The sequence below is a fragment of the Cellulomonas sp. HZM genome (assembly GCF_000708885.1).
Classification (GTDB): Bacteria; Actinomycetota; Actinomycetes; order Actinomycetales; family Cellulomonadaceae; genus Cellulomonas.
The window spans coordinates 122,338-147,067 of the sequence record NZ_JEOE01000004.1; the positions used below are offsets into that span (position 1 = coordinate 122,338).

At 72.2% G+C, this 24,730-nt stretch carries 31 protein-coding genes and 2 riboswitches; of the genes, 13 read left to right on the forward strand and 18 right to left on the reverse strand.

What is annotated here, in order from left to right:
- Positions 1 to 18: 18 nt before the first annotated feature.
- Together AW16_RS0104220 and AW16_RS0104225 are read left to right on the forward strand one after the other, a co-directional pair.
- Positions 19 to 1,224: a sensor histidine kinase gene (locus AW16_RS0104220; RefSeq protein WP_029288393.1), complete on the forward strand. Its 1,206-nt coding sequence runs from the start codon at positions 19 to 21 to the stop codon at positions 1,222 to 1,224.
- On the forward strand, positions 1,221 to 1,844 hold the full coding sequence (locus AW16_RS0104225; protein ID WP_029288391.1) for a response regulator transcription factor: 624 nt from the start codon (positions 1,221 to 1,223) through the stop codon (positions 1,842 to 1,844). Before AW16_RS0104220 ends, AW16_RS0104225 begins: the two co-directional genes overlap by 4 nt.
- 77 nt (positions 1,845 to 1,921) lie before the next feature.
- Here AW16_RS0104225 and AW16_RS0104230 read toward each other — a convergent pair whose 3' ends face one another.
- The 3 genes from AW16_RS0104230 to AW16_RS0104240 all read right to left on the reverse strand — a co-directional run bounded on the left by AW16_RS0104230 (position 1,922) and on the right by AW16_RS0104240 (position 4,810).
- On the reverse strand, positions 1,922 to 2,713 hold the full coding sequence (locus AW16_RS0104230; protein WP_029288390.1) for a glycoside hydrolase family 16 protein: 792 nt from the start codon (positions 2,711 to 2,713) through the stop codon (positions 1,922 to 1,924).
- A 271-nt stretch (positions 2,714 to 2,984) separates the two neighbouring features.
- Positions 2,985 to 3,524: a hypothetical protein gene (locus AW16_RS0104235; protein ID WP_156044044.1), complete on the reverse strand. Its 540-nt coding sequence runs from the start codon at positions 3,522 to 3,524 to the stop codon at positions 2,985 to 2,987.
- A gap of 38 nt (positions 3,525 to 3,562) precedes the next feature.
- Complete coding sequence (locus AW16_RS0104240) at positions 3,563 to 4,810, reverse strand: hypothetical protein (RefSeq protein ID WP_029288386.1); 1,248 nt, start codon at positions 4,808 to 4,810, stop codon at positions 3,563 to 3,565.
- Between the two features lie 345 nt (positions 4,811 to 5,155).
- Here AW16_RS0104240 and AW16_RS0104245 point away from each other — a divergent pair, with 345 nt between their 5' ends.
- Both AW16_RS0104245 and AW16_RS0104255 read left to right on the forward strand, forming a co-directional pair.
- Positions 5,156 to 6,856 carry an FAD-dependent oxidoreductase gene (locus tag AW16_RS0104245; RefSeq protein WP_029288384.1) on the forward strand — a complete coding sequence of 567 codons (1,701 nt, stop codon included), beginning with the start codon at positions 5,156 to 5,158 and terminating at the stop codon, positions 6,854 to 6,856.
- A 154-nt stretch (positions 6,857 to 7,010) separates the two neighbouring features.
- Positions 7,011 to 7,289, forward strand: a complete 279-nt coding sequence (locus AW16_RS0104255; RefSeq protein ID WP_029288382.1) for a metal-sensitive transcriptional regulator — start codon at positions 7,011 to 7,013, stop codon at positions 7,287 to 7,289.
- A gap of 10 nt (positions 7,290 to 7,299) precedes the next feature.
- On the opposite strand, the gene AW16_RS0104260 is transcribed toward AW16_RS0104255, so the two are convergent.
- The 3 genes from AW16_RS0104260 to AW16_RS0104270 are packed head-to-tail and all read right to left on the reverse strand — an operon-like array spanning position 7,300 to position 10,018.
- On the reverse strand, positions 7,300 to 8,169 hold the full coding sequence (locus AW16_RS0104260) for an ABC transporter ATP-binding protein (protein ID WP_029288380.1): 870 nt from the start codon (positions 8,167 to 8,169) through the stop codon (positions 7,300 to 7,302).
- A complete protein-coding gene (locus AW16_RS0104265; protein WP_029288378.1) occupies positions 8,166 to 8,990 on the reverse strand; it encodes an ABC transporter ATP-binding protein in 825 nt (274 codons plus the stop codon). The genes AW16_RS0104260 and AW16_RS0104265 overlap by 4 nt, the downstream gene beginning before the upstream one ends.
- On the reverse strand, positions 8,987 to 10,018 hold the full coding sequence (locus AW16_RS0104270; RefSeq protein ID WP_231495943.1) for an ABC transporter permease: 1,032 nt from the start codon (positions 10,016 to 10,018) through the stop codon (positions 8,987 to 8,989). Before AW16_RS0104270 ends, AW16_RS0104265 begins: the two co-directional genes overlap by 4 nt.
- Positions 10,019 to 10,112: 94 nt before the next feature.
- Between AW16_RS0104270 and AW16_RS0104275 the strand changes: the two genes are divergently transcribed.
- The 3 genes from AW16_RS0104275 (at position 10,113) to AW16_RS0104285 (ending at position 11,437) form a co-directional block, all read left to right on the forward strand.
- Complete coding sequence (locus AW16_RS0104275; protein WP_029288374.1) at positions 10,113 to 10,709, forward strand: TetR/AcrR family transcriptional regulator; 597 nt, start codon at positions 10,113 to 10,115, stop codon at positions 10,707 to 10,709.
- A 63-nt stretch (positions 10,710 to 10,772) separates the two neighbouring features.
- Complete coding sequence (locus tag AW16_RS0104280; RefSeq protein ID WP_029288373.1) at positions 10,773 to 11,045, forward strand: type II toxin-antitoxin system VapB family antitoxin; 273 nt, start codon at positions 10,773 to 10,775, stop codon at positions 11,043 to 11,045.
- Positions 11,042 to 11,437, forward strand: coding sequence for a type II toxin-antitoxin system VapC family toxin (locus AW16_RS0104285; protein ID WP_029288371.1), 396 nt, complete (start codon positions 11,042 to 11,044; stop codon positions 11,435 to 11,437). The genes AW16_RS0104280 and AW16_RS0104285 overlap by 4 nt, the downstream gene beginning before the upstream one ends.
- On the opposite strand, the gene AW16_RS0104290 is transcribed toward AW16_RS0104285, so the two are convergent.
- On the reverse strand, positions 11,434 to 12,183 hold the full coding sequence (locus AW16_RS0104290) for a TetR/AcrR family transcriptional regulator (protein WP_081861446.1): 750 nt from the start codon (positions 12,181 to 12,183) through the stop codon (positions 11,434 to 11,436). The genes AW16_RS0104285 and AW16_RS0104290 overlap by 4 nt on opposite strands.
- 82 nt (positions 12,184 to 12,265) lie before the next feature.
- Between AW16_RS0104290 and AW16_RS0104295 the strand changes: the two genes are divergently transcribed.
- Positions 12,266 to 13,717 carry a tetracycline resistance MFS efflux pump gene (locus AW16_RS0104295; protein WP_029288367.1) on the forward strand — a complete coding sequence of 484 codons (1,452 nt, stop codon included), beginning with the start codon at positions 12,266 to 12,268 and terminating at the stop codon, positions 13,715 to 13,717.
- A gap of 30 nt (positions 13,718 to 13,747) precedes the next feature.
- On the opposite strand, the gene AW16_RS0104300 is transcribed toward AW16_RS0104295, so the two are convergent.
- Entirely contained in the window at positions 13,748 to 14,527 is a 780-nt protein-coding gene (locus AW16_RS0104300) for an SDR family NAD(P)-dependent oxidoreductase (protein WP_029288366.1), read from the reverse strand.
- 60 nt (positions 14,528 to 14,587) lie between these two features.
- Positions 14,588 to 15,211 (reverse strand): MBL fold metallo-hydrolase, encoded by a 624-nt coding sequence (locus tag AW16_RS0104305; protein ID WP_029288364.1) that lies wholly within the window; start codon positions 15,209 to 15,211, stop codon positions 14,588 to 14,590.
- A gap of 160 nt (positions 15,212 to 15,371) precedes the next feature.
- On the opposite strand from AW16_RS0104305, the gene AW16_RS0104310 reads away from it, so the two are divergent.
- Positions 15,372 to 15,758 (forward strand): YciI family protein, encoded by a 387-nt coding sequence (locus AW16_RS0104310; RefSeq protein WP_029288454.1) that lies wholly within the window; start codon positions 15,372 to 15,374, stop codon positions 15,756 to 15,758.
- Entirely contained in the window at positions 15,755 to 17,029 is a 1,275-nt protein-coding gene (locus AW16_RS0104315; protein ID WP_051681653.1) for an RNA polymerase sigma factor, read from the forward strand. The genes AW16_RS0104310 and AW16_RS0104315 overlap by 4 nt, the downstream gene beginning before the upstream one ends.
- Before the next feature lie 22 nt (positions 17,030 to 17,051).
- Here AW16_RS0104315 and AW16_RS0104320 read toward each other — a convergent pair whose 3' ends face one another.
- A complete protein-coding gene (locus AW16_RS0104320; protein WP_197021555.1) occupies positions 17,052 to 17,678 on the reverse strand; it encodes an RES family NAD+ phosphorylase in 627 nt (208 codons plus the stop codon).
- Positions 17,675 to 18,193 carry a hypothetical protein gene (locus AW16_RS0104325; RefSeq protein WP_156044043.1) on the reverse strand — a complete coding sequence of 173 codons (519 nt, stop codon included), beginning with the start codon at positions 18,191 to 18,193 and terminating at the stop codon, positions 17,675 to 17,677. Before AW16_RS0104325 ends, AW16_RS0104320 begins: the two co-directional genes overlap by 4 nt.
- 195 nt (positions 18,194 to 18,388) lie before the next feature.
- Here AW16_RS0104325 and AW16_RS17520 point away from each other — a divergent pair, with 195 nt between their 5' ends.
- Positions 18,389 to 18,796 (forward strand): pentapeptide repeat-containing protein, encoded by a 408-nt coding sequence (locus AW16_RS17520; RefSeq protein WP_051681650.1) that lies wholly within the window; start codon positions 18,389 to 18,391, stop codon positions 18,794 to 18,796.
- Here the strand turns inward: AW16_RS17520 and AW16_RS0104340 are convergent, their stop codons facing one another.
- A complete protein-coding gene (locus AW16_RS0104340; protein ID WP_081861445.1) occupies positions 18,797 to 19,999 on the reverse strand; it encodes an MFS transporter in 1,203 nt (400 codons plus the stop codon). It abuts the gene before it with no gap.
- Positions 20,000 to 20,065: 66 nt separating this feature from the next.
- On the opposite strand from AW16_RS0104340, the gene AW16_RS0104345 reads away from it, so the two are divergent.
- A complete protein-coding gene (locus tag AW16_RS0104345; protein ID WP_029288351.1) occupies positions 20,066 to 20,455 on the forward strand; it encodes a MerR family transcriptional regulator in 390 nt (129 codons plus the stop codon).
- Positions 20,456 to 20,458: 3 nt separating this feature from the next.
- On the opposite strand, the gene AW16_RS0104350 is transcribed toward AW16_RS0104345, so the two are convergent.
- Entirely contained in the window at positions 20,459 to 20,656 is a 198-nt protein-coding gene (locus tag AW16_RS0104350) for a hypothetical protein (protein ID WP_029288349.1), read from the reverse strand.
- A gap of 245 nt (positions 20,657 to 20,901) precedes the next feature.
- On the opposite strand from AW16_RS0104350, the gene AW16_RS0104355 reads away from it, so the two are divergent.
- Positions 20,902 to 21,108 (forward strand): BldC family transcriptional regulator, encoded by a 207-nt coding sequence (locus AW16_RS0104355; RefSeq protein WP_029288347.1) that lies wholly within the window; start codon positions 20,902 to 20,904, stop codon positions 21,106 to 21,108.
- Between the two features lie 140 nt (positions 21,109 to 21,248).
- Here AW16_RS0104355 and AW16_RS0104360 read toward each other — a convergent pair whose 3' ends face one another.
- From AW16_RS0104360 to AW16_RS0104380, 5 genes are all read right to left on the reverse strand, one after another.
- Positions 21,249 to 21,791: a histidine phosphatase family protein gene (locus AW16_RS0104360; RefSeq protein ID WP_029288345.1), complete on the reverse strand. Its 543-nt coding sequence runs from the start codon at positions 21,789 to 21,791 to the stop codon at positions 21,249 to 21,251.
- A complete protein-coding gene (locus AW16_RS0104365) occupies positions 21,788 to 22,333 on the reverse strand; it encodes a hypothetical protein (protein ID WP_197021553.1) in 546 nt (181 codons plus the stop codon). The genes AW16_RS0104360 and AW16_RS0104365 overlap by 4 nt, the downstream gene beginning before the upstream one ends.
- Positions 22,333 to 22,617 (reverse strand): DUF211 domain-containing protein, encoded by a 285-nt coding sequence (locus AW16_RS0104370; protein ID WP_029288342.1) that lies wholly within the window; start codon positions 22,615 to 22,617, stop codon positions 22,333 to 22,335. Before AW16_RS0104370 ends, AW16_RS0104365 begins: the two co-directional genes overlap by 1 nt.
- Positions 22,618 to 22,748: 131 nt before the next feature.
- Positions 22,749 to 24,032 carry a phosphopyruvate hydratase gene (gene eno / locus AW16_RS0104375; RefSeq protein ID WP_029288340.1) on the reverse strand — a complete coding sequence of 428 codons (1,284 nt, stop codon included), beginning with the start codon at positions 24,030 to 24,032 and terminating at the stop codon, positions 22,749 to 22,751.
- A 40-nt stretch (positions 24,033 to 24,072) separates the two neighbouring features.
- On the reverse strand, positions 24,073 to 24,321 hold the full coding sequence (locus AW16_RS0104380) for a hypothetical protein (protein WP_197021551.1): 249 nt from the start codon (positions 24,319 to 24,321) through the stop codon (positions 24,073 to 24,075).
- Between the two features lie 155 nt (positions 24,322 to 24,476).
- Positions 24,477 to 24,553: riboswitch (Fluoride riboswitch) on the reverse strand.
- Between the two features lie 102 nt (positions 24,554 to 24,655).
- Positions 24,656 to 24,729: riboswitch (Fluoride riboswitch) on the forward strand.
- Position 24,730: the final 1 nt, after the last annotated feature.

The window sequence follows — 24,730 nt, forward strand, 5'->3', positions numbered from 1 at the left end:
GCGGCTAGCGTGGCGGGCGTGGGACGACTGGTCGACGCGACGCGCGCCCTGCTGCGAGGGCTGGATGCCCTGCTCGTCGCGCTCGTGCTCGTCGCCGTCCTGCGCGCACCGAACGGGTCGCGGTGGGCGGCGGCGGCAGCCGGAGGTGCGCTGGTCGCCGTGCACGTCTGGGGCCGACGCCGCGTGCGGGTCCACGACGTGTCCGTCGACGTCCCCCGCGGGAAGCGCCCCGAGGCGATCGCCTGGATGCTTGTCGACCTGGCGCTCTGGTGCGTCCTGCTCGTCACGTCCCCGGCCGGCCTGTGGCTCGCGTTCCCGCTCGTCCTGCTCCAGATGCACGTCCTCGGACCTCGGCTCGGCATCGTCGCGGTGGCGCTCACCACCGCGGGCGCCGTGGTGAGCGGATCGTCGTGGCGAGCGCCCGGCGACCCCGCACTCGGCTACGTCCTGGGGCCAGTGGTCGGCGCCGCCGTCGCGGTCGGTGTGGTGCTCGCCCTCGAGGCGCTCGTCCGCGAGTCGCAGGCGCGCCAACGTGCGCTCGACGAGCTCACCGCGGCGCGCGAGCACCTGGCCGAGGCCGAGCGTGACCGAGCCGTCGCCGCCGAACGCGAGCGGCTGGCCCGCGAGGTGCACGACACGCTCGCGCAGGGGTTCTCGGCGGTCGAGCTCCTGCTGCGCTCCGCCCGGGCGGCGCTCGGCAGCGACGACGAGCGCGCGGGCGCCCTCGTCGACCGAGCGCGTGCTACTGCTCTCGACAACCTCGCGGAAGCGCGGCGCTTCGTGCGCGCCCTCGCACCGGCGGACCTGGCCGTTGCCGCCCTACCGGACGCCCTGCGGCGCGTCGCCGACCGCGTAGACGGGCAGGGGCTGCATGTCGTCGCGCGCGTCGAGGGCACGGCGCGGCCGCTCGCGGCGCCAGTCGAGACCACGCTCCTGCGCATCGCGCAGTCGGCGCTGGCCAACGTGCGTCAGCACGCCGACGCCCGTCGTGCGGACGTCACGCTGACCTACCTCGACGACCGCGTGCTGCTGGACGTCGTCGACGACGGTCGCGGCTTCGACCCGGCCGGACCTGCGTCCGGCGGCGGCTTCGGGCTCGCGGCGATACGGTCGCGCGTGCGCGAGCTGGGCGGCACCCTGTCCCTCGAGACCGCGACCGGACTGGGGACGGCCGTCGCGGTAGCGCTGCCCGTGCCACGGCCCGACGACGAGGAGGGCACGTGATCGACGTCGCGCTGGCCGACGACCACCCCGTGGTCCGCGCCGGCCTGCGGTCGGTCCTCGAGAGCCACGAGGACATCCGTGTGGTCGCCGAGGCGTCCACGGCCGAGGACATGCTCGCGTGGACAGGAGCCCATCGGGCCGACGTGGTCCTCCTCGACCTGCGCTTCGGGCCCGGCCGCATGAGCGGCGCCCAGGCCACACGGCTGCTCGCCGAACGCGGCGGACCCGCGGTGCTCGTCGTGACGACGTACGGCTCGGACGCGGACATCCTGGCGGCCGTAGAGGCGGGCGCGACCGGCTACCTCCTCAAGGACGCACCGACCGACGAGCTCGTGCGCGCGGTCAGGGCCGCAGCGGCCGGGCAGGTGACGCTCGGCCCCGCCGTCCAGGAACGGCTGCTCGGGCGGGTCCGCACCCCGCAGCTCGCGCTGACCTCGCGCGAGCTCGACGTGCTGCGGCTGGTGGCGGCCGGTCGGTCGAACGACGAGATCGCGCGCGAGCTGTTCGTCTCTCGCGCGACCGTGAAGACGCACCTGGCGCACCTGTACGACAAGCTCGGTGTCACCTCGCGCACCCGGGCGGTGGCGGTGGCACGCGACCGTGGGGTGCTGCCCGTCTGAGCGACCGGCGCATCGTGGTCTTGCCCGGCCGGACGGTCCATGGCAGGGGCCCGGACCGCCCGGCCGACGGAGATGCCTCAGTACTTCGTGTACTTCACCCAGTCGTACGTCGCCGTGCGCTGGCCGGAGTAGCTGAAAGGCCCGAGCCAGCCGTCCACGCCGGTTCCGGGCCACAGGTTCATCATGATCCGCTGCGGATGCGTGGGCAGTGCCCCGCGCGAGCCGTTCTCCTGGTGGACGAGGTTGCCGTCCACGAACCAGTTGATGGTGCCCCCGTTCCACCACTCGATCGCGTAGTTGTGATACCCGGCAGCGGCGTCGAAGCCCAGGTCGATCAGGGTCTCGTGGCCGCCCACACCGTTGGTGAAGTAGTTGAGCTGCACCTGACGGGTGTTCTTGCCGAGGATCTCGACGTCGATCTCGTCCCAGGGCTGGCCGTCGCTCGGGCCGGTGTACGTGAAGAACGAGCTCACCGTGCCGGAGCCGCCGGACGCGGCCTTCATCCGGACCTCGTAGCGGCCGTAGGAGTAGAGGTCGGTCGACCGGTACTCGCCGGACGCGTACGGCTTGCCGGAGCAGCCGCCGGGGCAGCTCGTGGTGTCGAGGTTGATGCCCATGACACCGCCGCTGTGCCACACGTGGTCCGCGCGCCAGCCGGCGTTGAACATCCCGCCGTTGCTGTACCCGTCAGGCTTGTACCAGCGGGCGGTGTCGAAGCCGTCGAGGTTGTCGGTGAAGCTGCCGCCGATCGCGGCCTCGGCGGGCGGTGCGAGCACGGGGCCGGCGGCGATGCCAGCCACGAGCGCGGCGGCCAGTCCCCAGCGGCGCAGGTGCGCGTGGCGGTGGTGATGCGTCGTCGTTGATCGCATGTGTGTACCTCCATCGGTACGGATGGTGCGAAGGGCCTGCAGGCAGGCCGAGGAGAGCCGGCGCCGACGTCGACGACCGGTCGAGGGGATCACCCGGGTCGCACCGCGAGGCGTCGTCGAGTCGCGGTGCACGGAGCGGGTCCAGGTTTTGGAAGCGCTTCCAATTCCATGTTTGCCGATGCTGACGCGCTCGTCAACCGGTGTGGTCGATCGCCGCGATCGGGTGCTCGTCGAGACGGGCGGCCCCAACGCGCGCGGCACGGTCCACGAGCTACCTGCCGTTCACCTGACCGCCGTCACCACATCCCGGGCCCTTGCCGTCGATGGCCATGGCGGTCGCGTCCCGGCCGACCCTGCGCGTGCCGTCCTCGTCGTACTCGATGCGTGTCGCCTCGAAGCTCGCGTCGTCGCTCAGCGTGCGCATCGGCACGACGATCTCCCAAAGCTGTCCGGGGCGGATGACCGCCTCGTCCGGCGTGACCCTGCGCGACCAGGCGTCCGCTGCCGACTTGTCACCCCGTGCCGGCGGCGGGACGTCGCCGCTGACGGTGTACCACAGCCCACCCTCAGGAACGAGGAACGCCGGGTCGACCTGCACGTCATGGGGCGCGACCAGCTCGACCTTGCGGATCTTGATCGGCGCCGTGCCCGTATTGGTCACCCACATCGCGCCCAGGGCCTGCGTGGTGCGCACCCCGGGATCCGGGCAGTTCCACTCCTCGGCGCCCGAGCCGATGCTGAGCGAACCGGACGGCAGCTCGTCGGATCCGCTGCACGCTGCGGATCCGACGACGATGCCGGCGAGGAGCACGCCCGCGAGCGCCTTTCGAGGCCACGGGACCCTGTTCACTACTTCGCGACCAGTCGTCCGGAGTTGCTCTGCTGCGGGACGTTTCCCGTCCCGCATACGGTGAAGTAGGTGCCGGCCGCGCGGCTCATGACGATCTCGGCCTTCGTCGTGTAGCCCGACTGCGCCGACGCGTTGAAGCCAATGAGCGGTTCGAGCGTGACGCCCGTGGTCCAGTTCTGAGCCTTCCCTGTACTGAAAGTGTGCTTGGACTTGTACTGGACGCAGTTCTTGGAGGACGTCGCGGGTACAGGCGATCCCGCCTCATAGGATCCGTAGGGCGAGCCGATAGGCCTGACCGAGTACGACACGAACTGCCCGGTGTCGCCGTCGCAGAGCACGTTCCGGTACTTGCCGTAATTCTGGAATTTCTTGTAGATGATTCCGTGCTGCCCCTTGTGCTGGTCGAACTCGTCGATGTCCCCGTTCGTGATCTTGTTGGTGCCGCTGGCTTCCCAAGAACCAAAGGCGCCGCTCTTGCTCGCCCCGACCCCGAACGACGACTCGGCGCCCGACTCATAGATGAATTGCGACGTCACCGCCGACGAAGTTGAATAGGTGGATCCGATGATTGTCGGGCGCTTGTCCAGCCGCTCGAGAAGTACGGTGCCGCACTTGTACCCAGCCGTCACGGTGGCAGCACTCATCGCCACCTTCGCAGGGCCATCCGTCGACTTCACGTCGGTCGTGGAGAACTCCACATGACCCGAAGCCGTCGCACTGCCGCTGCGAACGCGCGCACTGGCGACGTCATCGACGGTGAGCGGCTCGTCGGCCTCGATCGTGACGTCGCCCGCCAGCGCATCGTCGATCGACTTGTCGGCGACGATCTCCGGAGACAGCACGGCTGAGGTCGAAACGACCGCGACGTCGTCGCCAGCGTTCGCAGCGGTGACGTCGAAGTTGACCGTACGCTCGTTTCCGCCGGTCAGTTCGGCGACGGCTCCGGGGTCGGCGACGAGCTTGAAGCTACCATCCGAGTCAGTCAGGGTTGCGGCGATCGTGACGAGCTCGACCTCGTCGCCGGGTCGTTGCGAATCGAGCGTCTTCTGGTCAGGCCACGCTGTGGCGATCACGGGCACCCCGGCGTCGGCGCCGTCCACTTCTCCTGCCGCAAGCACCGGGCCATCCAGGTCGGACGACGGCTCGACGTCTACGAGCTTCGCGAGCGCCTCGACCTGATCCGCGGCCGGCGGGCGGGGATCTGGCGCGACAGGCATGGCCGCCCCGATGAGCATGCTGGCGGCCATTGCGACACCTGACACGACAGCGACCTTCGGCAGCATTTTCACGACAGACAACATTCCACGCACCCCCTGCTCACAGCCGCGCAGCGTGCGCGACTGTGAACAGTGAACCAAGCTCGGCGTCTGCTTTGTGTCGATTTGCTGCGCGGAAACGGTCGAGATGGAGTGACGCCCATCACATTGACCGCGGAGGGGTCGTGGCGCTGCACAAAGGGCCTCGCGTCGCGCCCACCGCGGCGGTCTGCGACACGAGCCGCCACAGGTCGTTACGGGTCGCGGGGGAGATGCCCGGCTCTCGCTAACGCCGCCGCATTCGTCGTCAGATACCCCCCGGGGTATCGTGATGCCATGGACACCACCTCGCACCACACCGCGCCCCGTCGGATCGTCGTCGTCGGCGGCGTCGCGGGCGGCATGAGCGCGGCGGCCCGGGCACGGCGGATCGACGAGCACGCGTCGATCGTCGTACTCGAGAAGTCCGACTACGTGTCGTTCGCCAACTGCGGCCTGCCGTACCACCTGTCCGGAGAGATCGAGAGCCGCGACGCCCTCCTCCTGCACACCCCCGCGACCCTGCGCGCGGCGCTGGACCTCGACGTCCGCACGGGTCACCGCGTCACCGCGGTGGACCGCGCGGCGCGCACGGTGACGGTCGCGACGGCCGACGACGAGTACGCGCTCCCCTACGACGCGCTGCTCCTCGCGCCCGGTGCGGTCGCGGTGCGCCCGCAGATCGACGGCATCGACCACCCGGCCGTGCACAGCCTGCGCACCATCCCGGACCTCGACGCGCTGCTCGCACGCCTCGAGGGGCACGAAGAGCAGGTCGACGAGCAGCGCCGCGCGGTCGTCGTCGGCGGCGGGTTCATCGGGCTCGAGGCGGCCGAGGCACTCGTCGCGCGCGGACTGCAGGTGGACCTCGTCGAGCTCGCGGAGCAGGTGCTGCCCCCGCTCGACGCGGAGCTGGCGGTCCGGCTGGCCGACGAGCTGCGAGCGAACGGCGCGCGGCTGCACCTGGGTGTCGCGGTCGTGTCGATCTCGGGTCACGACGACGGCGTCGTCGTGCACCTGTCCGACGGCACGGCGCTGCCCGCCGACGACGTCGTGATGAACATCGGCGTCCGCCCCGCGAGCAACCTCGCTCGCGACGCCGGCTTCGAGCTCGGCGCGCGCGGTGCGATCGTCGTCGACGCGGACCAGCGTACGTCCGACCCGCACGTCTGGGCGGTCGGCGACGCCGTCGAGGTGCGTCACGCCGTCACGGGCGACGTCGGCCCGGTCCCGCTCGCGGGCCCGGCCAACCGCCAGGGCCGGCGCGCCGCCGACTCCATGCTGGGCCGCCGCACCACGCCGCAGGCGACCGTGCTGGGCACCGCGATCGTGCGCGTCTTCGGCCTCACCGCCGCCGTCACCGGCGCGAGCCAGGAGACGCTGCGCCGAGCGGGCACCGAGCACGTCGTCGTCCGCCTGCACGGCGGGCACCACGCGGGATACTTCCCGGGTGCGGAGCAGGTGCACCTCGTCGCGAGCTTCGCCCCAGACGGGCGACTGCTCGGCGCGCAGGGCGTCGGCCCCGACGGCGTCGACAAGCGCATCGACGTGCTCGCCACCGCCCTGCGCGCCGGCATGACGGCCGACGACCTGGCCGAGCTCGAGCTCGCCTACGCGCCGCCGTTCGGCTCGGCGAAGGACCCAGTCAACATGCTGGGGTTCGTCGCGCAGAACGTGCTCGACGGCACCATGCCACAGTGGCAGGCCGACGAGCTCGACGACGTCCTGACCGACACCCTCGTGCTCGACGTCCGCAGCGCGGCCGAGTTCGCGGCCGGCCACCTCAAGGGTGCACTCAACATCCCGCACACCGAGCTGCGCGGACGTCTCGACGAGGTCCGCGACGCCGCCTCCGGCCGCCCGGTGAGCGTGCACTGCGCGAGCGGCGTGCGCTCCTACCTGGCCACCCGCGTGCTGCTCGCCGCGGGCCTGGACGCCCGGAACCTGTCCGGCGGCTGGCTCACGCTGACCGCCGTCCACCCTCACCTCGCGGCCTGACCGCGAAGCCCAAAGGAGGCCACCATGTGCTACCCCGTCCGCTGCGCCACCTGTCGCAAGATCGGCTGGGAGGGCTGCGGCATGCACGTCGACGACGTGATGGCCGACGTCCCCACCGACGAGCGCTGCACCTGCCGCTGAGAGGAGAGCTCTGATGGAGCTCGACCGCGACGAGGTCGCCAAGATCGCCAACCGGCTCAAGCGTGCGCAGGGCCAGCTCGCGGGCGTGATCCGCATGCTCGACGAGGGGCGCGACTGCGAGGAGCTGGTCACGCAGCTGTCCGCGGTCTCGCGCGCGCTGGACCGCGCGGGGTTCGCGATCATCGCCACCGGGATGCGCCAGTGCCTGGTCCGGCCGGAGGGTGCGGCTGACGACGAGGCCACGGCGCTGGACGTGCAGAAGCTGGAGAAGCTCTTCCTGTCCCTGGCGTGACGACCGGACGTCAGTCCGCGCGCGCGTCCGCGCGGGCCAGCACGAGCATCCGCTCCTCGATCGTCGCCGGGACCGCCTCGACCGTCGCGTGCAGACCGGCCCCGCGCAGGATGCCCTCCACGTCGGACTGCGCGAGATCGGCGACCCGGACCGAGCGACCGTCGAGGATCACCGGCGCGTCGGCGGCGTTGAGGGCGGCGAACGTCGCGGCCCAGTCGTCGGTCCGGACCGCGAGCGCACGGGTGTCGCCGATGATGTCGGCCTCGCTCCCCTGCGCGACGAGCCGGCCGCGGGACATGAGCAGCAGGCGGTCGCACTGCTGCGCCTCCTGCATGTAGTGCGTGGTGACGAGCACGCCGACGCCCTCGTCGGACTGACCGCGGATCGTGTCCCACAGCGCGGCGCGCGCGAGCGCGTCCACCCCGGACGTGGGCTCGTCGAGCAGGACGAGCTCCGGGCCGTGAGAGAGAGCGGCGACGAACGCGGCCTGCCGCTGGGCGCCGAGCGGCATCTCGGCCACCAGGGTGCGCGCGTAGGGCTCGAGCCCGTCAGGCAGCGCGGGCACCGGGGTCCCGTACGTGTCGCAGACGAACGCCAGGTTCTCGGCCAGGGTCATGTCGCGGTAGAGGCCGAGGTTCTGCGGCACGTACCCGACACGCCGACGGCGGTCCCTGTTGGGCGGGCCGCCGAGCATCTCGACGTCACCGGCACTCGTCGGCAGGAGGCCCAGGAGCATCCGCATGAGCGTCGTCTTCCCGGCTCCGTTCGCCCCGAGCAGGCCGACGACCTCGCCCGGTTGCACCTCCATCGTCACCGAGTCGACCGCGGTGAAGTGCCCGAAGCGGCGCGTCACGTCGACCGCGCGCAGCGCGACGCTCATCGCGCCACCGCCGTCGCTCGTCGGACCAGGGACGACGCGATCACGATGTCCTCCAGGTCGGGGGCGACGACCTCGCGTCCCGCGGGTGCGTCCCCGTCCGGCCAGTACTCGTGCCGCTCGCGGCCGCGACGCCACGACCACTGCGGGCGGACGGCCTCGGGCGCCCGTGTCACCGTCCCCGGGAAGCCGGCGCGGACCTCGTCGTACGAGCCCTGCACCAACACCTCCCCGCCGTCGAGTACCACCAGGTGCCCCGCGCGCTCGGCCTCGTCGAGGTAGGTGGTCGACATGATCACGGCCGCGCCGGCCGCCGCGGTCTCCGAGACCAGCCGCCACAGGTCGATGCGGCTGACGGGGTCGACGCCGGTGCTCGGCTCGTCGAGCACGACGAGGTCCGGGGTGTGCACGATCGCCATGCAGAACCCGAGCTTGCGCCGCATGCCGCCCGAGAGCTGCGACGCGAGCCGGTCCGAGGCGAACGTGAGGCCGGCCGCGTCCGTGAGCTCCGTCCGGCGCGTGGCCAGGCGCTCGCCCGTGAGCCCGTACACGCCTCCGACGAAGTCGATGTTCTGCGCGACCGTGAGCGCGGCCCAGCTCCCCGACGAGGCGGGCAGGAACCCTAGCTGCGACTTCTGCGGTGCGGTCACCGTGCCCTCGTCGGGAACCACCTCCCGCACCAGGGCCCGCAGCAGGGTCGTCTTTCCCGCGCCGTCGCCGCCGACGACCGCGACCACCGTCCCGGCGGAGACCTCGACCGTGACGTCGTGCAGCGCCTGCGTCGCGCCGAACGACACGCTCAGGGACGCCACCCCGTACGTCACGCGGCACCGCCGGCACGCTTCGACGGCTTGCGCTCCGGCGCCAGGTCACGCCGGAAGCGCAGGGTCGCCGCGGTGAACACGACGACGGCCATGACGGTGAGCACGACGAACGGCAGCCACAGCGAGGCGATCGGCGCACCCCGGAGCATCACGCCCTGGGAGATCATCGTGAAGTAGGTCAGCGGCAGCAGGTAGCCGATCCAGCGCACTCCGGCGGCCATGGCCTCGAGCGGGAAGATCATGCCCGAGAGCAGGATCTGCGGCATCAGGATGAAGAAGGCCGTCTGGATCGCCTGCCCGGCGGTCTGCGAGATCGTCGAGATGAACACCCCGATGCCGAGCACGACGAACAGGAAGATCGCCGCGCCGAGCGCGAACGTGAGCACGTTGCCGTTGAACGGGACGTCGAACAGCAGCATCCCGAGCACCGTGACGATGACCATGTCGATCGCCGCGAGGATGAAGTAGGGCGTGATCTTCCCGAGGATCACCGTGCTCGGCTTGATGGGCATCACCGCGAGCTGCTCGATGGTGCCGCTCTCGCGTTCGCGGACCAGGCCGATGCTGGTCACGATCGTGCCGATGAACGTGAGGATGAGTCCGATGATCGCGGGGATCATCACCCAGGACGTCGTCAGGTCCGGGTTGTAGAGGACCTCGGTGGTGACCTTGTCGCCCATCGAGTTCAGCCCGGCGACGATGGACTGCGCGGCGAACAGGTTCGAGCCGTCGACCAGCGCCTTCACGCCCGCCTCGCTGGTCACGAAGACCACGTCGACCTCGTCGTCGCGCAGCATGTCGCGCGCGTCCTGCTCCGTGGCCGACGCGTCGGTGGTGGTCACGTCGAAGAAGTCCGGGAGCTGCCCGGCGACCTTCGCGGCGTCCGGCCCGACGACGGCCGCCTCGGCGTGGTCGACGTAGAAGTTGGCGGCGTACCCGAACACCACCAGCAGGATCAGCGGGAGCGCGACGAGCAGCCCGACGGTGCGGCGGTCGCGGACCAGCTCGCGGAACTCCTTGACGATCATCGCCCTCACCCGCGTCACGCTAGGAGCCCGCCCGCCAGGAAGTCAACGGATGTTGAATAGCGATCCCGGCCCGCTCCGGCGGTACCCTCCGCCGATGAGCACCAGGTCGGGAAGGCGCCCCGGAGGGCAGCCGACCAGGCAGGAGATCGTCGAGGCCGCCCGCGCGACCTTCGCCGCGCAGGGCTTCGACGGCTCGACGATCCGCGGCATCGCCGCCGCTGCGTCGGTCGACCCTGCGCTCGTGCACCACTACTTCGGCACGAAGGAGGAGCTGCTCCTCGAGACGCTCCAGTTCCCCGACGGCGGCGAGCATCTCGTCCTGTCCTCGCTCGACGGAGACGTGTCGGACGTCGGCGAACGGCTCACCCGCGCCTACCTGAGCCTGTGGGAGAGCGACGACACCCGCAGCCAGATGGTGATCCTCGCGCGCTCGGCCCTGACGAACGAGGCCGCCATGGCGCGCGTCCGACCGCTCATCGCCGCGGTGCAGGCCCACCTCAGGAGCACGACGCCGGCGGCCGCACGCGCGGACGATACGTTCGCGCTCGCGATCGGCCAGCTCCTCGGGATCGCCTGCGGGCGGCACATCACCCGCATCCCGACGCTGTGCGCCCTGACGTTCGACGAGCTCGTCGAACGGGTCGCGCCGTCGGTCCAGGTGCTCTTCGAGCGGCCCGCCGACGGCCCCTAGCACCAGCCCGCCGGCGGATGGCACCTCCGGTAGACCTCATGTCTACCCGGGTAGAATCCGCGCATGTCGCTCAACATCAAGAACGAGCGGACGCACTCCTTGGTGCGTCGGCTCGCGGCGCTCACCGGGCAGTCGCAGACGGCGGCCGTCGAGGACGCGGTCGCCCGCCGCCTCGCCGAGGTGGAGGCCGGCGGGCGTACGGGACGCGCGGACGCACGGTGGTCCGAGGTCGAGGAGCTCCTGGTCGAGTTCCGGGTCGACCTCGCGCCCGACGACCGCGCACGGATGCTCCGTGCCGAGGCCGACCTCTACGACGATCTCGGCCTCCCGCGATGATCGTCGACACGTCGGCGGTCGTCGCGATCCTGCTGGGCGAGCCCGGGTGGGACGCGTTGGCCCGCGCGGTGCTCGCCGACCCGGCCCCTCGCATGTCGGCCGCGACCTTCGTCGAGCTGTCCGCGGTGGTGTGGCAGAAGGGCGCACCCCAGCAGCACCGGAGGGTCGAGACCCTGCTCGAACGCCTCGGCATCGAGGTCGTCGCGCTGACGCCGGAGCACGCGCGGGTCGCCGCCGAGGCGTACCGGGAGTTCGGCCGCGGGAGCGGGCACCCCGCCCGTCTGAACCTGGGGGACTGCTTCGCGTACGCGCTCGCGGCCGTCCGGGACGAGCCTCTGCTGTTCGTCGGCGACGACTTCCGCCACACGGACCTGCGAGCCGCGGTCGCCTAGCCCGCCGCCTGCTGGCGGATGCCCGCCAGGAGCAGGTCGAGGCCCGCGCGGAACTGCTCGGCGTCGTCGTGCGCCGCGAACTCGTCGGCGATGTTGAACAGGAACGGGAAGTCCTGCTCGCCCAGCTCGCGGATCTGGGCGCGGAAGTCGGCGACGAACTCGTCGGCACTGACGCGGCCGTCGCGCACCTCCTGCGGCGGGTCCTGGCCGCGGTCGGCAGCGACGCCGACGACGAACGCCATGACGGCCGAGACGGCGTCGAACTGCTGCCGGCGGGTGAGGTCGAGCCGCATGACCTGGCGGCCCATCCGGTCGTACAGCGTGAGGCCGTTGATCTGGGTCCCCGAGTCCTGCAGGAAGTAGGCGCCGAGCCAGGGGCGGTTGACCGTGGCCTCGTAGAACGCGATCGCGATCGCCCGGACGTCGGCGATCGGGTCCGGGTCCGTCCCGACGTGCGCGGTCTGGGCCAGCACCCCGGCGAGCACGCTGTCCGCGGCCCGTTCCAGGAGCTCGTCCTTGCTGGACACGTACCAGTAGATGCTTCCGACGCCGGTGCCGAGCCGTGCCGCGAGGGCCCGGAACGTGAGGCCCGGCTCGCCGGACTCGTCGAGGATCGCGACGGCCTCCGAGATCACGGCCTCGAGCGAGTGCGACGCGCGCCGCCGTCCCGTGGTCCCGCGTCCACCGCCACGACGAGCGGCAGCGCCGCCCTGTGACGCACCAGTCACGATCTCGTCCCTGCGCATGGGTTGCACCCTATCGAACATCGTTCTAGCGTATAGAACAGCGTTCGATCACCGAACAACGTTCCAGCCAAAGGACCACGCCATGACCACCCTCACCGCTCCAGCCTCGCAGCGGACCTATACGTCGCTGCGCGCCGCGTGGATCCCCATGTTCGCCCTCTGCCTCGCGTTCTTCGTCGAGATGGTGGACAACACCCTGCTCACCATCGCCCTGCCGACGATCGGCCGCGACCTCGGCGCCGGCACCACCGCGCTCCAGTGGGTCACCGGCGCGTACTCGCTCACGTTCGGCGGTCTGCTGCTCACGGCGGGTTCCGCCGCGGACCGCATCGGACGGCGGCGCGTGCTGCTCGTCGGTCTCGCCGCGTTCGGCACGATCAGCATCTTCGTCGCGTTCGTCAGCACCGCGGGCGAGCTCATCGCCCTGCGCGCCGCGCTCGGCGTCGCCGCCGCGATGATGGCGCCCATCACCAACTCGCTCGTCTTCCGCCTGTTCGACGCGGCCGAGCTCCGGATGCGCGCGATGACCGTGATGATCGTCGTCGGCATGAGCGGGTTCATCCTCGGCCCGCTGCTCGGCGGCACCGCGCTCGCCCACGTCAGCTGGCAGTGGCTGCTGCTGGTGAACGCGCCCATCGCCCTGATCGCGTGGATCGGCGTGCGCAAGGGCGTCGCGGCCGACGACCCCGCCGGCCTGACCAAGGACCGCCTCGACCTGCCCGGCTCGGCGCTCAGTATCGCCACGATCGGCCTCGCCTGCTACACCGCGACGAGCGGCGTCGAGCACGGCTGGACCTCGGTGTGGACCTTCGCCTCGGCCCTCGGTGCCGTGCTCGCGCTGGTTGCCTTCGTGGTCCACGAGCGCCGCACCGAGCAGCCGATGCTCGACCTCACGATCTTCCGCAGCGGCATCGTCCGCGGCGCGAGCATCGCCCAGGTCGGCACCTCGATCGCCATGGCCGGCGTGATGTTCGGCCTGATCCTGCACTTCCAGTACGCGTACGGCTGGAGCCCGGTGCGCGCCGGCCTCGCCAACCTGCCGCTCATCGTCACGATGATCGCCGCGACGCCGCTCTCCGAGGGCCTGGCCAAGCGCTTCGGCCACCGGATCGCGTGCCTCGTCGGCGCGGTGTTCCTCGCCGGCTCGCTCGTCGGCATGGCGTGGGGCGTCGAGCACGGCTACCTGGCGATCGCGTTCTTCATGGTCACGTTCACGTTCGGCCTGCGCACCGTCATGACGATCTGCGCCGTCGCGCTCGTCGACGCGATGCCCGAGAACCGCACCTCGCTGGGCGCGGCGCTCAACGACACCGCGCAGGAGGTCGGCACGAGCGTCGGCACCGCGATCGTCGGCACGCTCATCGCGGTGCTCGTCACCACCGTCCTGCCCGACGGGACGTGGGGCGCCGACCTCGTGCAGTCCTTCTTCCACGGCGAGCGGATCGTCTACGTGACGCTGGCCGTGCTGGTCGGGATCGTCGCCGGGGCGGGCGCGCTGTCGCTCAGCAGCTCGCGGTCGGTCGACGAGCACTGAGTCCGGCGAGAACTGAGTCCGGCGAGCGACTCACACCACGAGCGACTGGCCCCCGTCGACGAACAGCTCGGCACCGGTCACGTGGCTCGCGGAATCGGACGCGAGGAACGCGATCGCGTCGGCCACCTGCTCGGGCGTGCCCGGCTCGCTCCCCGTGAGCGGGATCGGGCCGTCCGGGTACTGGGCCCGCACACCGAGGCCCTCGGTGTCGCGGGCCTCGGTGTTGTCGCTGATCTCGGTGTCGATCGCGCCCGGGCACACGACGTTGACCCTGATCCGCCGGGGTGCGAGCTCGACGGCGACCATGCGCGCGAACGCCAGCTGCCCGGCCTTGCTCGTCGCGTAGGCGGACGCGCCGGAGTTGGAGAACGTGCGCGTGCCGTTGATCGACGAGACGACGACGATCGCGCCGCCCCGACGCACGAGCAGCGGCACCGCGAAGCGCACGGTCAGGAACGTGCCGGTGAGGTTGGTGGCGATCGTCGTCCGCCACTCCTCGGGGTCGATCTGCTCCAGCGGCGCCCACACGCCGTTGATGCCCGCGTTCGCGACGACGACGTCGAGGCGGCCGAGCTCGTCGTCGATGCGCTGCACGACCTCGCGCATCGCGTCCGCGTCGCCGACGTCGGCCGCGAGCGGCAGCGCCGAGCCCCCCGCGGCGCGGATCTCGTCGGCCGCGTCGTCGGCACTGCCCTGGCGGTGCCCGAGCGCGACGACGTGCAGGCCGTCGGCCGCGAGCCGCAGCGCGGTCGCCCGCCCGATGCCCGACCCCACGCCCGTCACGAGCGCGACCTTCACCTCTGCTGCCATGGCGCCACCTCCCGGGCCGACGCTAACCGCGGGCCGCCGTGGCCGCAGCCCGGCCGGAGGTCAGGCAGAGCGGCCGGGCTCCCACGGGTCGTCGGCGTGGGACATCCACGCGCGCGACGGCTCGAGCGACCGCACGAGCCGCTGGCCCTCGGTCTCCGGCTCGTCGAGCTGGCCGCCCCACACGGCGGTGTCGCCGACGACCACCTCCCGGCCCGCGGGGGTGTCGACGACGACCACCTGCGAGCCGCGCGTGTGACCCGGTGCGGGCAGCAGCCGGACACCGGGCAGCAGCTCGCGCTCCCCGTCGACCGGCACGTACTCGACCCCGGGCGCGTCGACCCACTCGGGGATCGTGTAGTCCTCGAGCGTGCGCGCGTCCTCGAGCTCCTGGCGCTGGACGTACACCGGGATGCCCGCGAACAGGTGGTTGCCGCCGCAGTGGTCGAAGTGCAGGTGCGTGCAGACCACCGCGAGGACCCCGTCGCGCGCGATCGCGTCGAGCGCTCCCGGGACGAGGCGCGGGTCCATGTCCGCGACGGCGGGGTGCAGGCTCGTGAGCCCGGTGTCGACGAGCACGCGCCCCTCGGGGTGGTCGATGACGTGCACGTGCACGGGCAGCACCTCGTCCTCGCCGACGAGCAGGTCCGCGACGTTCACGGGGGTGATGGTGGTCTCGGGCGTCATCGCGGTCCTCCGGTCCGTCGGGCGGCGTCGCCTCGACACGGTACGGGTGCGGTCGACGCCGCAGAAGATCTCTGGCACAAAGGTGTCGGATCCCGGCGCGGCCGTTCGTCGTCAGGATGAGAGGCGGCCACCGGGCCGGCCCACGACGAAGGAGCACATCATGCCGAAGTACCTGCTCTCCGTGTACGGACCCGCCGAGCGCACGCCCTACGGCGCGTACCCGACGAAGGAGGCGATGCTCGAGTCGTTCGCCGACACGGGCGCGTTCAACGACCAGCTCGTCGCCGACGGGTACTTCGTGTTCGCCGACGGGCTCGCCGAGGTGTCGACCGCGACCGTCGTCGACGGCCATGGCGAGCAGCCCGTGCTCACCGACGGCCCCTACCTCGAGGCCAAGGAGCACCTGGGCGGCTTCTGGATCGTCGAGGTTCCCGACCTCGACGTCGCGCTGAGGCTCGCGGCCGAGGGCTCGAAGGCGTGCCGCGGCAAGGTCGAAGTGCGGCCGTTCGAGACCGCGGAGTCGTTCCAGGCGCTGCTGGACTCGTGACGGCGCCTGGCTCCCGGGTCGGCTCTCGGGTCGGCTCTCGGGTCGACGACGCGATCTCCCGGGCCCACCGCGACGAGTGGGCCCGGGTCGTCGCGACCCTCACGCGGAGGTTCGGGGACCTCGGCACTGCGGAGGACGCGACGGCCGAGGCGTTCGCGACGGCCGTCGAGCGCTGGCCGAAGGACGGCGTGCCCGCCAGCCCGGGCGCGTGGCTCACCACTACCGCCTCCCGCAAGGCGATCGACCGCATCCGCCGCGAGGCCCGCCGCGACGACAAGCACGAGGAGGCGCGGCTGTTGTTCGACGACGACCCGCCCACGCCGCGCGGCGCGATCGAGGACGACCGGCTGCGGCTGCTGTTCACGTGCTGCCACCCGGCGCTCTCCTCGGACGCGCGGGTCGCGCTCACGCTGCGCATGGTCGGCGGGCTCACGGTCCCCGAGATCGCGCGCGCGTTCCTGGTGCAGGAGCCCGCGATGGGCCAGCGGATCACGCGTGCGAAGGCCAAGATCAGGGCCGCGCACATCCCGTACCGGGTCCCCGCGCGCGAGGACCTCCCGGCGCGCGTGGACGGCGTCCTCGCGGTGCTGTTCCTGGTGTTCAACGAGGGCTACCTCGCGACCGGCCCCGGTACGGACCCGCTGCGCGGTGACCTCACGGCCGAGGCGATCCGGCTGGCACGCCTGGTGCGCGAGCTGCTGCCCGACCACGGCGAGACCACCGGGCTGCTCGCGCTGATGCTGCTCACCGAGGCGCGTGCGGCGGCGCGGGTGTCGACCAGCGGCGAGCTCGTCACGCTCGAGGAGCAGGACCGCTCGGCGTGGGACCGCGCGCTGGTCGACGAGGGGCACGCGCTGGCCCGCTCGACGTTGGCCGCCGTCGCCGCGGGCGGGCCGCCGCCGGGGCGCTACCAGCTCCTCGCGGCGATCAACGCCGTGCACACCGACGCCCGCGAGGCGCGCGACACCGACTGGTCGCAGGTCGTCGCGCTGTACGACCGGCTCGTGCGCACCGACCCGACGCCGATCGTGGCGCTCAACCGCGCGGTCGCGGTCGCCGAGGTCGACGGGCCGGAGGTCGCGCTCGCGCTCGTCGACCGCCTCCCGCTCGACGGCTACCACGCGTTCCACGCCACGCGTGCGGAGCTGCTGCGCCGGCTCGGGCGCAGCCGCGAGGCGCGCGGGGCGTACTCGCGCGCGATCGACCTGGCGGGCAACAGTGCGGAGACGGCATACCTCGCACGCCGTCGCGGGCAGCTGGGCGCGGGGTAGGCGGACAACCGCGCCGCCGACGTCAGTCGGACAGGATGGTCAGCGACGTGGACGACGGCGCATCGACGACGTGCATCAGCATGTCGAGCTCGACGACATCGCGCAGCGTCCGGGGGTGAGGATCCACCGGCCAGGGCCGCGTGCCCTCGTCACCGAAGAGTGCGAGGGCTCGTCCGCGTCCTGCGGAGAAACGCAGCCGTCCCCACAGGCCGTCGAATCCCGCGGCGTCGAACGCGCACGCCCACGACCGGGTGAGCGCGTAGTCGTCCGTCGTCGCGAGCTCGTTGGAGACCACGCCCCACTCGAGAGCGCTCCCTGCGGTCAGGTACGCCACGGTGCACGTGACCGACAGGTCGAGAACCGACATCACTCGATCACGCACGAGCCCGGCCGGGACCCAACCAGTCGCGGCGAGGTCGAAGCCGATCCGCTCCCGTGCGGCGCCCTCGGGCGTGCTCGCGAGGTACAGGGTTCCCCGTGGGGAGTCGAGGTTGAACCGACCCTGAGTGCTCGAGTCGAAGAACCACGGCCCGGCAGGGCCGTGCTGTCGGTACCAGCGCCTGCCGGCGGGCAGGTTCTTGCGTGGAAAGCCGCTCAGGTCCCTGTCCGCCGGGCCCTGCGCGGGTCTCGCGCGTGAGGCCTCGCTCACGCGGCCGCCCATCGGCGCGCGGCCGCGATCGCAAGCTGCTCGACGGGCTCGATCGGGGCACCAGCATCGACGAGGCGCGTGCGGGGGCTGTCACCATCGAGGTCGGCCGCGGGCACGCTGAACCAGGTCGCGATCGTCCAGCCGTCGACGCCGGCGTCACGAAGGTGGATGAGCACCTGCCGGATCCGGGGCGAGACATCGGTGCCGTCGAACTGGAAAGCCGGGTAGAGCAGCACGTCGTCGCTGGTGCGCACCTGCAGGAGCGTGCCGCGCTTGACGCGGTCGTGGACAGCCTGACGCGACGTACCACCCAGGAGGCGCCGCACTCCCTCGAGGTCGAAGAACGGGCCGACGAGCTGGTCGTAGAGATGTGCCCGCGGAACCGCGGCGAGCATCCGACGCGCCAGCACCGCAGGGTCCTCGTGGAGAGCTGGAGCGTCCGTCGCGACGAGCTCGTCGACGCCGGCCTCGAGCGACTCCATCAGGGCGACCTTGAACTCCGCAACGCTCGTCACGCCGATCATCTCCCAAACCCTGCCGTCAAGGCATGTCAAGGTCCAGGTTAGGCATGGCCGTCAAGGTTGGTCAAGGCGAGGCCGCCATGCAGGAGGGCCTGAACCGGCTCGCGGCCGGCGCGCTCGATCGGCTCGCCCGTGCCGTCGCCCAGGATCTCGAGTGACATCCGGACGACGCGCGGGCAAGGTCGGTGCATGAACGATGCCGAGAACGCGCGGCTGCGGTCGTTGATCGTCGGTGGCCGCGCGAAGCTGGTCAGGGTCGACTTCTCCGGCGCGCGGCTCGACACCGTGGCCGCGCGCGGTCAGCTGTTCGTCAAGTACTGCAGCTTCGCCGGAGCCGACCTACGGCACGCGACGCTCGACGGCGTCGGGTTCGGCCGCTGCGACCTCTCGGGCGCAGACCTGCGCGGCGCCTCGCTGCGAGGTGCACGGTTCCACGGGTGCGACCTGTCCGGAGCAGACCTGCGGGGGGCCGACCTGCACGGGGCCACGTTCGGGACCGGCGGCGCGGGTCAGGACGCCAGGCCGACGACACTCACGGGCGCCCGGCTGGACCGGAACGGTCTGCACGGAGCGATCCTCGAGCACGTCGAGCTCTAGCTAGCGGGCGCCCGCTCGTCGGACCGCCGCGAGCCCGAGCGCCGCCGCGAAGACCACGGCCGCCGCCGGCAGCGGCACGGCCCCGACCCCCGCGCCCGCGGCGACCACCGACGCGCCCGCGGCGCCCACCGCGATCCCGCCGTTGAACAGGACGGGCACGAGCGCCCCCGCCGCGGACCGGTGCGCGACACCCGCACGGCGCATGATCTCGGTCTGCGCGAGAGCCGGGAGAGCGCCGGAGAACACGCCCCACACGAGCACCACGACGACGCCGGTCACCGTGCTGCGCGACGCCGCCGCGAGCGCCGCGAGCGAGGCGGCCGTGCCGAGGGAGACGACGACGAGCGCGAGCGCCGTCCGCTCGCGCACCCGGCCCGCGAGCGCGATCCCCACCGCGGACGCGAGTCCGAACCCCAGGAGCACGGTGCCGGCACCGCCGGGCACCCCGTCAGCGCGGACCAGCACGGTGACGTACGTGTAGGCGCCGTAGTGGCCGACGAGCACGAGCGCGGTGAACGCTGCGACCAGCAGCATGGGCCGCACCGGGGTCGGCACGACGGCGGTGTCTGCGTCCGGCTCGTCGGCCGTCGCCACGGAGGACCGGACGACGAGCCGGACGAGCGCCGCGACGACGACGGTCGCGACGCCGAGCCCGACGAACGCCACGCGCCACCCCGTCACGTCCGTGACCATGCGCGCCACGGGCGTGCCGATCACCATGCCGAGCGTCGCACCGCCCAGCACCACCGACACCGCCGCCCCGAGCGAGCGGTCCGGGACGAGGTCGGCCACGAGCGCGTTGACCGTCGCCCACAGCAGCCCGACCGAGGCGGCACCGAGCAGCCGCGCGGCGACCACGGCGTCGAAGCCGGACGACGAGGCCGTCAGCACCGACGACGCGGCGAGCACCAGCAGCCCGACGACCACGACGCGACGCCGGTCGAACCGTCGTGTCAGCGCGACCAGCGGGAACCCGGTGAGCACGACGACACCGGCCCACAGCGACACGAGCATGCCCGCGCGCGAGTCGGCGACGCCCAGGTCGTCGGCCATGGGGCGCAGCACGGCGGTGGGCAGCATCTCGGCCGTGACCATGGCGAACGTCGCGGCGCCGAGGGCCAGCAGGCTGGGCCAGGGGAGCCGGTCGCGGGTCGTCGTCGGCACGGTCGTCGTCGAAGCGGTCTCGACGGGGTGGACGTCCATGAGAGCGACGCTAAAGTTTGACATTGGTGTCAATGTCAAGCGGTAGCGGCGAGAGGATCCACGACGATGCAGATCGGTGAGCTCGCCCGGCGGACCCAGGTCGCTCCGCGCCTGGTCCGCTACTACGAGCAGCAGGGCCTGCTCGCCCCCGCACGGTCCGAGAACGGATACCGCAGCTACACCGAGGACCACGTCGAGCGCGTCACGCGCATCGCGAGCCTGGTGCAGGCGGGCGTCCCGACGAGGCTCGTGCGCGTGCTCATGGACGCCGAGGACGCCGCGGCGCGCGACGAGGAGACGTGCCCTGTCGCGGTCGCCGAACAGCTCGCCGCCGAGCTCGTCGGGCTCGAGTCCCGCCTGGCGTGCCTGACCCGCAGCAGGGACACCATCCGCGACTTCCTGGTCCGCACCCAGCACGAGGTCCTGCTGCGCGAGGACAGTCCGCTCCCTTCCTGAGCATCAGGGATCGTCGCTGCCCGGCGCCTCGTGCGAGCGCTCTTCGACCTGCTGCACATGTGCGCGCAGCAGTCGGCGGAAGTCGTCCTCCAGCTGCGCCGTCCGCGCAGAGGTCGGGTCCTGGCGCTTGGCGGCGAACCATGCCTCGCGGGCGGCGCGGATGTCCTGGTTGTCGATGTCGATCCAGTCTTCCTCGCCCATCAGATCACGGTCCGCCTCGACCGCCGGACTCGCAGCCCGCGATCCTCGGGTTCGCCCGAACGTGTGATGGGTGCACCGGCGGGTCCGGGACGAAGGATCGCGGGGTGCGCCGACCACTGTCGCTATGGGCCGATCGGGCGAATTCGCCCGATCGGCCCATGGTCAGGGGAAGCGAACGCGCGCGTAGCGAGCGTCAGAGCTAGCGTCGAGAGCGAGGTGGTCGACGACGACGGGGGAGCGACGACATGGCAACCGATGAATCCGACGACCGTGACGTCCTCCTGACGCCCGCCCAGGTCGCCGACCTGTTCGGGGTCGACCCGAAGACGGTCACGCGCTGGGCCCGCGCCGGCCGTCTCTCGACGATACGGACGCTCGGCGGCCATCGCCGCTACCACCTGGCCGAGGTCGAAGCGCTGCGGGATGTCCCGACCCAGTCGCAACGCGACTAGGACTGCTCGCCGCCGAGCTCGTCGGGCTCGAGTCCCGCCTGCCGTGCTGGACCCGCAGCCGGGGCACGATCCGCGACTTCCTGGTTCGCTCCCCGCACGAGGTCCTGCCGCGCGAGGCGACCACCGTCTCGCCGTGAGCCTCAGCGGACCGACCTCGCGGCTCCGGCGACGTGACCGGGCGGCACAGGAGGCACGGAGGGCACAGCGGGACGCTGGTCGGTCACGACGACGGCCCAGCGCCCGGACCTGAGCGTCAGCCAGCACCAGCTGCCCGCACCCGCCTCGACGCACCTGCCCGGCTCGATCGCCGCGACGAGCCCGCGGACCACGTCGCCCCGCGTGACGACGAGCGGGGCGCCAGTCGTCGTCGCGAGCACCGCGTCCTCGAGCACCGCGAGGGGACGCGTCCCCGCGAGGCGGCTGTCGACGACGTGCGGGACCGCCGCCGCCAGCGCCGCCACGTGCGCGGTCTGCCACTCCCCCCGGCCGGCGCCCGACACCACGCGGGCCACGCCGAGCGCCAGGACGGCGGCCGCGAGCCGCTCCGCCTGCGCGACGCCGACCGCGTCGAGGGGGGCGTCGGGAGCCAGGTCGGCCGACACGTCGTCGGCGGCAGGCTCGTCGGGCACGGCCCGGCGGCCCTCGCACGCCAGGAACAGGTGCCGCGAGCGCGCCGTCCTCATGCGATGTCCAGCACTGTGCCCACGACGGTGACGACGACGCCGCCCAGCAGCATTGCCACCGCCCAGCGCGTGCGGCGAGCCGCCAGGACCGATCCGATCACCCACCCGAGCGCACCGAGGAACCCGATGGTGACCGCGATCGTCACGAGCGCCGGGACCGGCAGCAGTCCGCCGACGAGCAGCGGGGTCGACGCCCCGACGAGGCTCGCCAGGCTCGCGACGACCGTCGCGAGCGCCGACTCGCGCACCACGGCACGACCCAGGTTCGTCGCGGCGAGTCGTCCCGGCTGAGTCAGGTTGAGCTGCCGCGAGGAGCGCACGAGGACGGACCTGCGCTCGGCGTAGTCCGCGACGAAGACGGTGAACCCCGCGGTGACGAGGGCCGCCGTCCCGACGCGGAGCGCGAGCGAGACCCCGAGCGCGGCGCCGGCGTCGCGCAGGATCGCGGCCGACGCGAGAGTCAGGGCGTTGAGGATGCCGTCCGTGAGGCCCAGCACGAGGGGCAGCACCGGGACGAGGCGCCACCCGGGGGTGCCGACCACTAACGCATCCTCGGGACGACGTCGATCACCCTGCTGCCGGCCACGACCTCGTCGATGCTGTGCAGGACGGCGCCCGCGCGCTCGATCGCGTGGAACAGGGCGTCGCAGTCGATGTCCGGGCCCTCGACCGTGACCTGCGTGCCCACGGTCTCGATGTCGATCTCGTTGACCGTGATGTTGACGGCGTCGACGCCGTCAACCACCTCGATCGCATGCGCGAGCGTGACCAGGTGCGGGCGGTCGACGACCTTGTCGACGTCCAGGGACAGGCGGCGTACGGGCATGACCTACCTCCACGTGTCGGAGGTAGGGCCCATCAGCGCTGACGCGGTTCGGACGGTCGTCCCGGCGGGGTCCATCGCCGTGGTTCGTCAGTGTAGGGGTCCGCCGCTCCACGGCGGCGGACCCCGCGACCTCACCTCAGGCGCGCCTCGCTCGTCAGTCCGTACGGCAGCTCGGGCGCCGTCGCGGCGATCTCGAGCAGCCGGTTGTACTTCGCGACGCGCTCGCCGCGGGCCGGTGCCCCGCTCTTGAGCTGGCCGGTCCCCGTCGCGACGGTGAGGTCGGCGATGAACGGGTCCGGGGTCTCGCCGGACCGGTGAGAGACCATCTGCGTGTAGCCGGCCTCCCGGCTGATCCGTTGCGCGTCGAGGGTCTCCGTCACGGTCCCGATCTGGTTGAGCTTGATGAGCGACGAGTTGCCGACGCCGCGCCCGATCGCCTCGGTGATGATCGCCGGGTTGGTGACGAAGATGTCGTCGCCGACGAGCTGCAGACGCTCCCCGAGGCGCGCCGTGAGCCGCTCCCAGCCGTCCCAGTCGCCCTCGGCCAGCCCGTCCTCGAGCGACCACACCGGGAAGTCCGCGGCAATCTGCTCGTAGCGGGCGATCATGTCGTCGCTGCTGAGCGTCTCGCCCGCCACGTGGTAGCTCCCGTCGCGGTAGAACTCGCTCGCCGCGGGGTCGAGCGCGATCGCGACACCCGAGGCGCCCGCGGGGTAGCCCGCGTCGCCGATCGCCTGCACGATGAGCCGCAGCACGTCCTCGGGCTGCGCGATGTCGGGCGCGAACCCGCCCTCGTCGCCCAGCCCGGTGGCGTCGCCACGCGTGCGCAGCAGCGAGCGCAGCGCCGCGTAGACCGCCGCTCCCGCACGGACCGCCTCCGGGAAGCTCGGTGCGCCGACCGGCGCGATCATGAACTCTTGGAAGTCGAGGTCGTTGGGGGCGTGCACCCCGCCGTTGAGCACGTTGAGGTGCGGCACGGGCAACCGGGCCTCGACGTCGGCCGGTCGCAGCGACACCCACAGCGGGTCGCCTCCGGCGAACGCCCTGGCCGCGGCCATCGACACACCGACGAGCGCGTTGGCGCCGAGACGCGACTTCGTCGGGGTGCCGTCCAGCTCGATCATCGCGGCGTCGAGGTCCGCGAGCGAGGCCCACGTGCGCGACCGGAGCAGGTCGGCGAGCTCGCCGTCGACGTTCGCGACCGCGTGCATCACGCCTTTGCCGCCGAACCTCTTGTCGTCGCCGTCACGCAGCTCGACGGCCTCGCGCGTGCCGGTCGACGCCCCCGAGGGCACGCCGGCGACGTAGCGCACGCCGTCGCGGTCCGTGAGCGTCACCTGGAGTGTCGGGTTGCCCCGCGAGTCCAGGACCTCCAGAGCGGAGACGTCGGAGAAGGCAACATCGTTGCGGGTCATCATGCGTCCTTCCGTGCGGTGTGCGAATGGGTTCGACGGTTCACGCGGTTGCGACCTTGTGGCTGCGGGTGCGGACGGCGAGCGGGGCGGCGCCCGACGGCGCGCACGCGCTGCACCAGACGCGGCGGCCAGGCAGGACCGTCGCGGAGGGCGAGCCGACGGAGTGGACCTCCTGGCGCGGGACGCCGACGAGCGCGTGCACGACGCAGAGCGCGGCACCGCACGACGAGCACACCGCGGAGGCGGGGGACTCGGTCTGCAGGGAGGTGAGGCAGTCGAAGCAGTTCATGGGATCTTCTTTCCGGGCACGAGCGCGATGGGTCGGGTACGGGGGACCACGAGTCGCCCCGTCGGCCGCCGGGTGGGCGGGACATGGGCTCCGACCGCGCGGAGGTCCGCGCTCGTGTGCCATCCGCAGGCCGCTCATGGGCGCGCTCCTGTCCGTCCTGGACAGGAACCATCAGCCTGGGTGGCGGTTCAGACCCTCGTGGGTCTCGGCGGGATCCATCGCCTGGTCGCGACAGTACGACACGACCCGGCGGACCGCGACCCCATCCGTGGCGAGGCCGTGGCGAGGCCTGCGCGAGGTGGCTCGGGTTGAGCATCGGGCGCGACGGTGCCACCCTGGCGGTGGCGATGGGGCTCGCCGGGAGAAGGTCTCCGAACCGCCGCGACGGCTGATGGCACCTGCTGGAGGA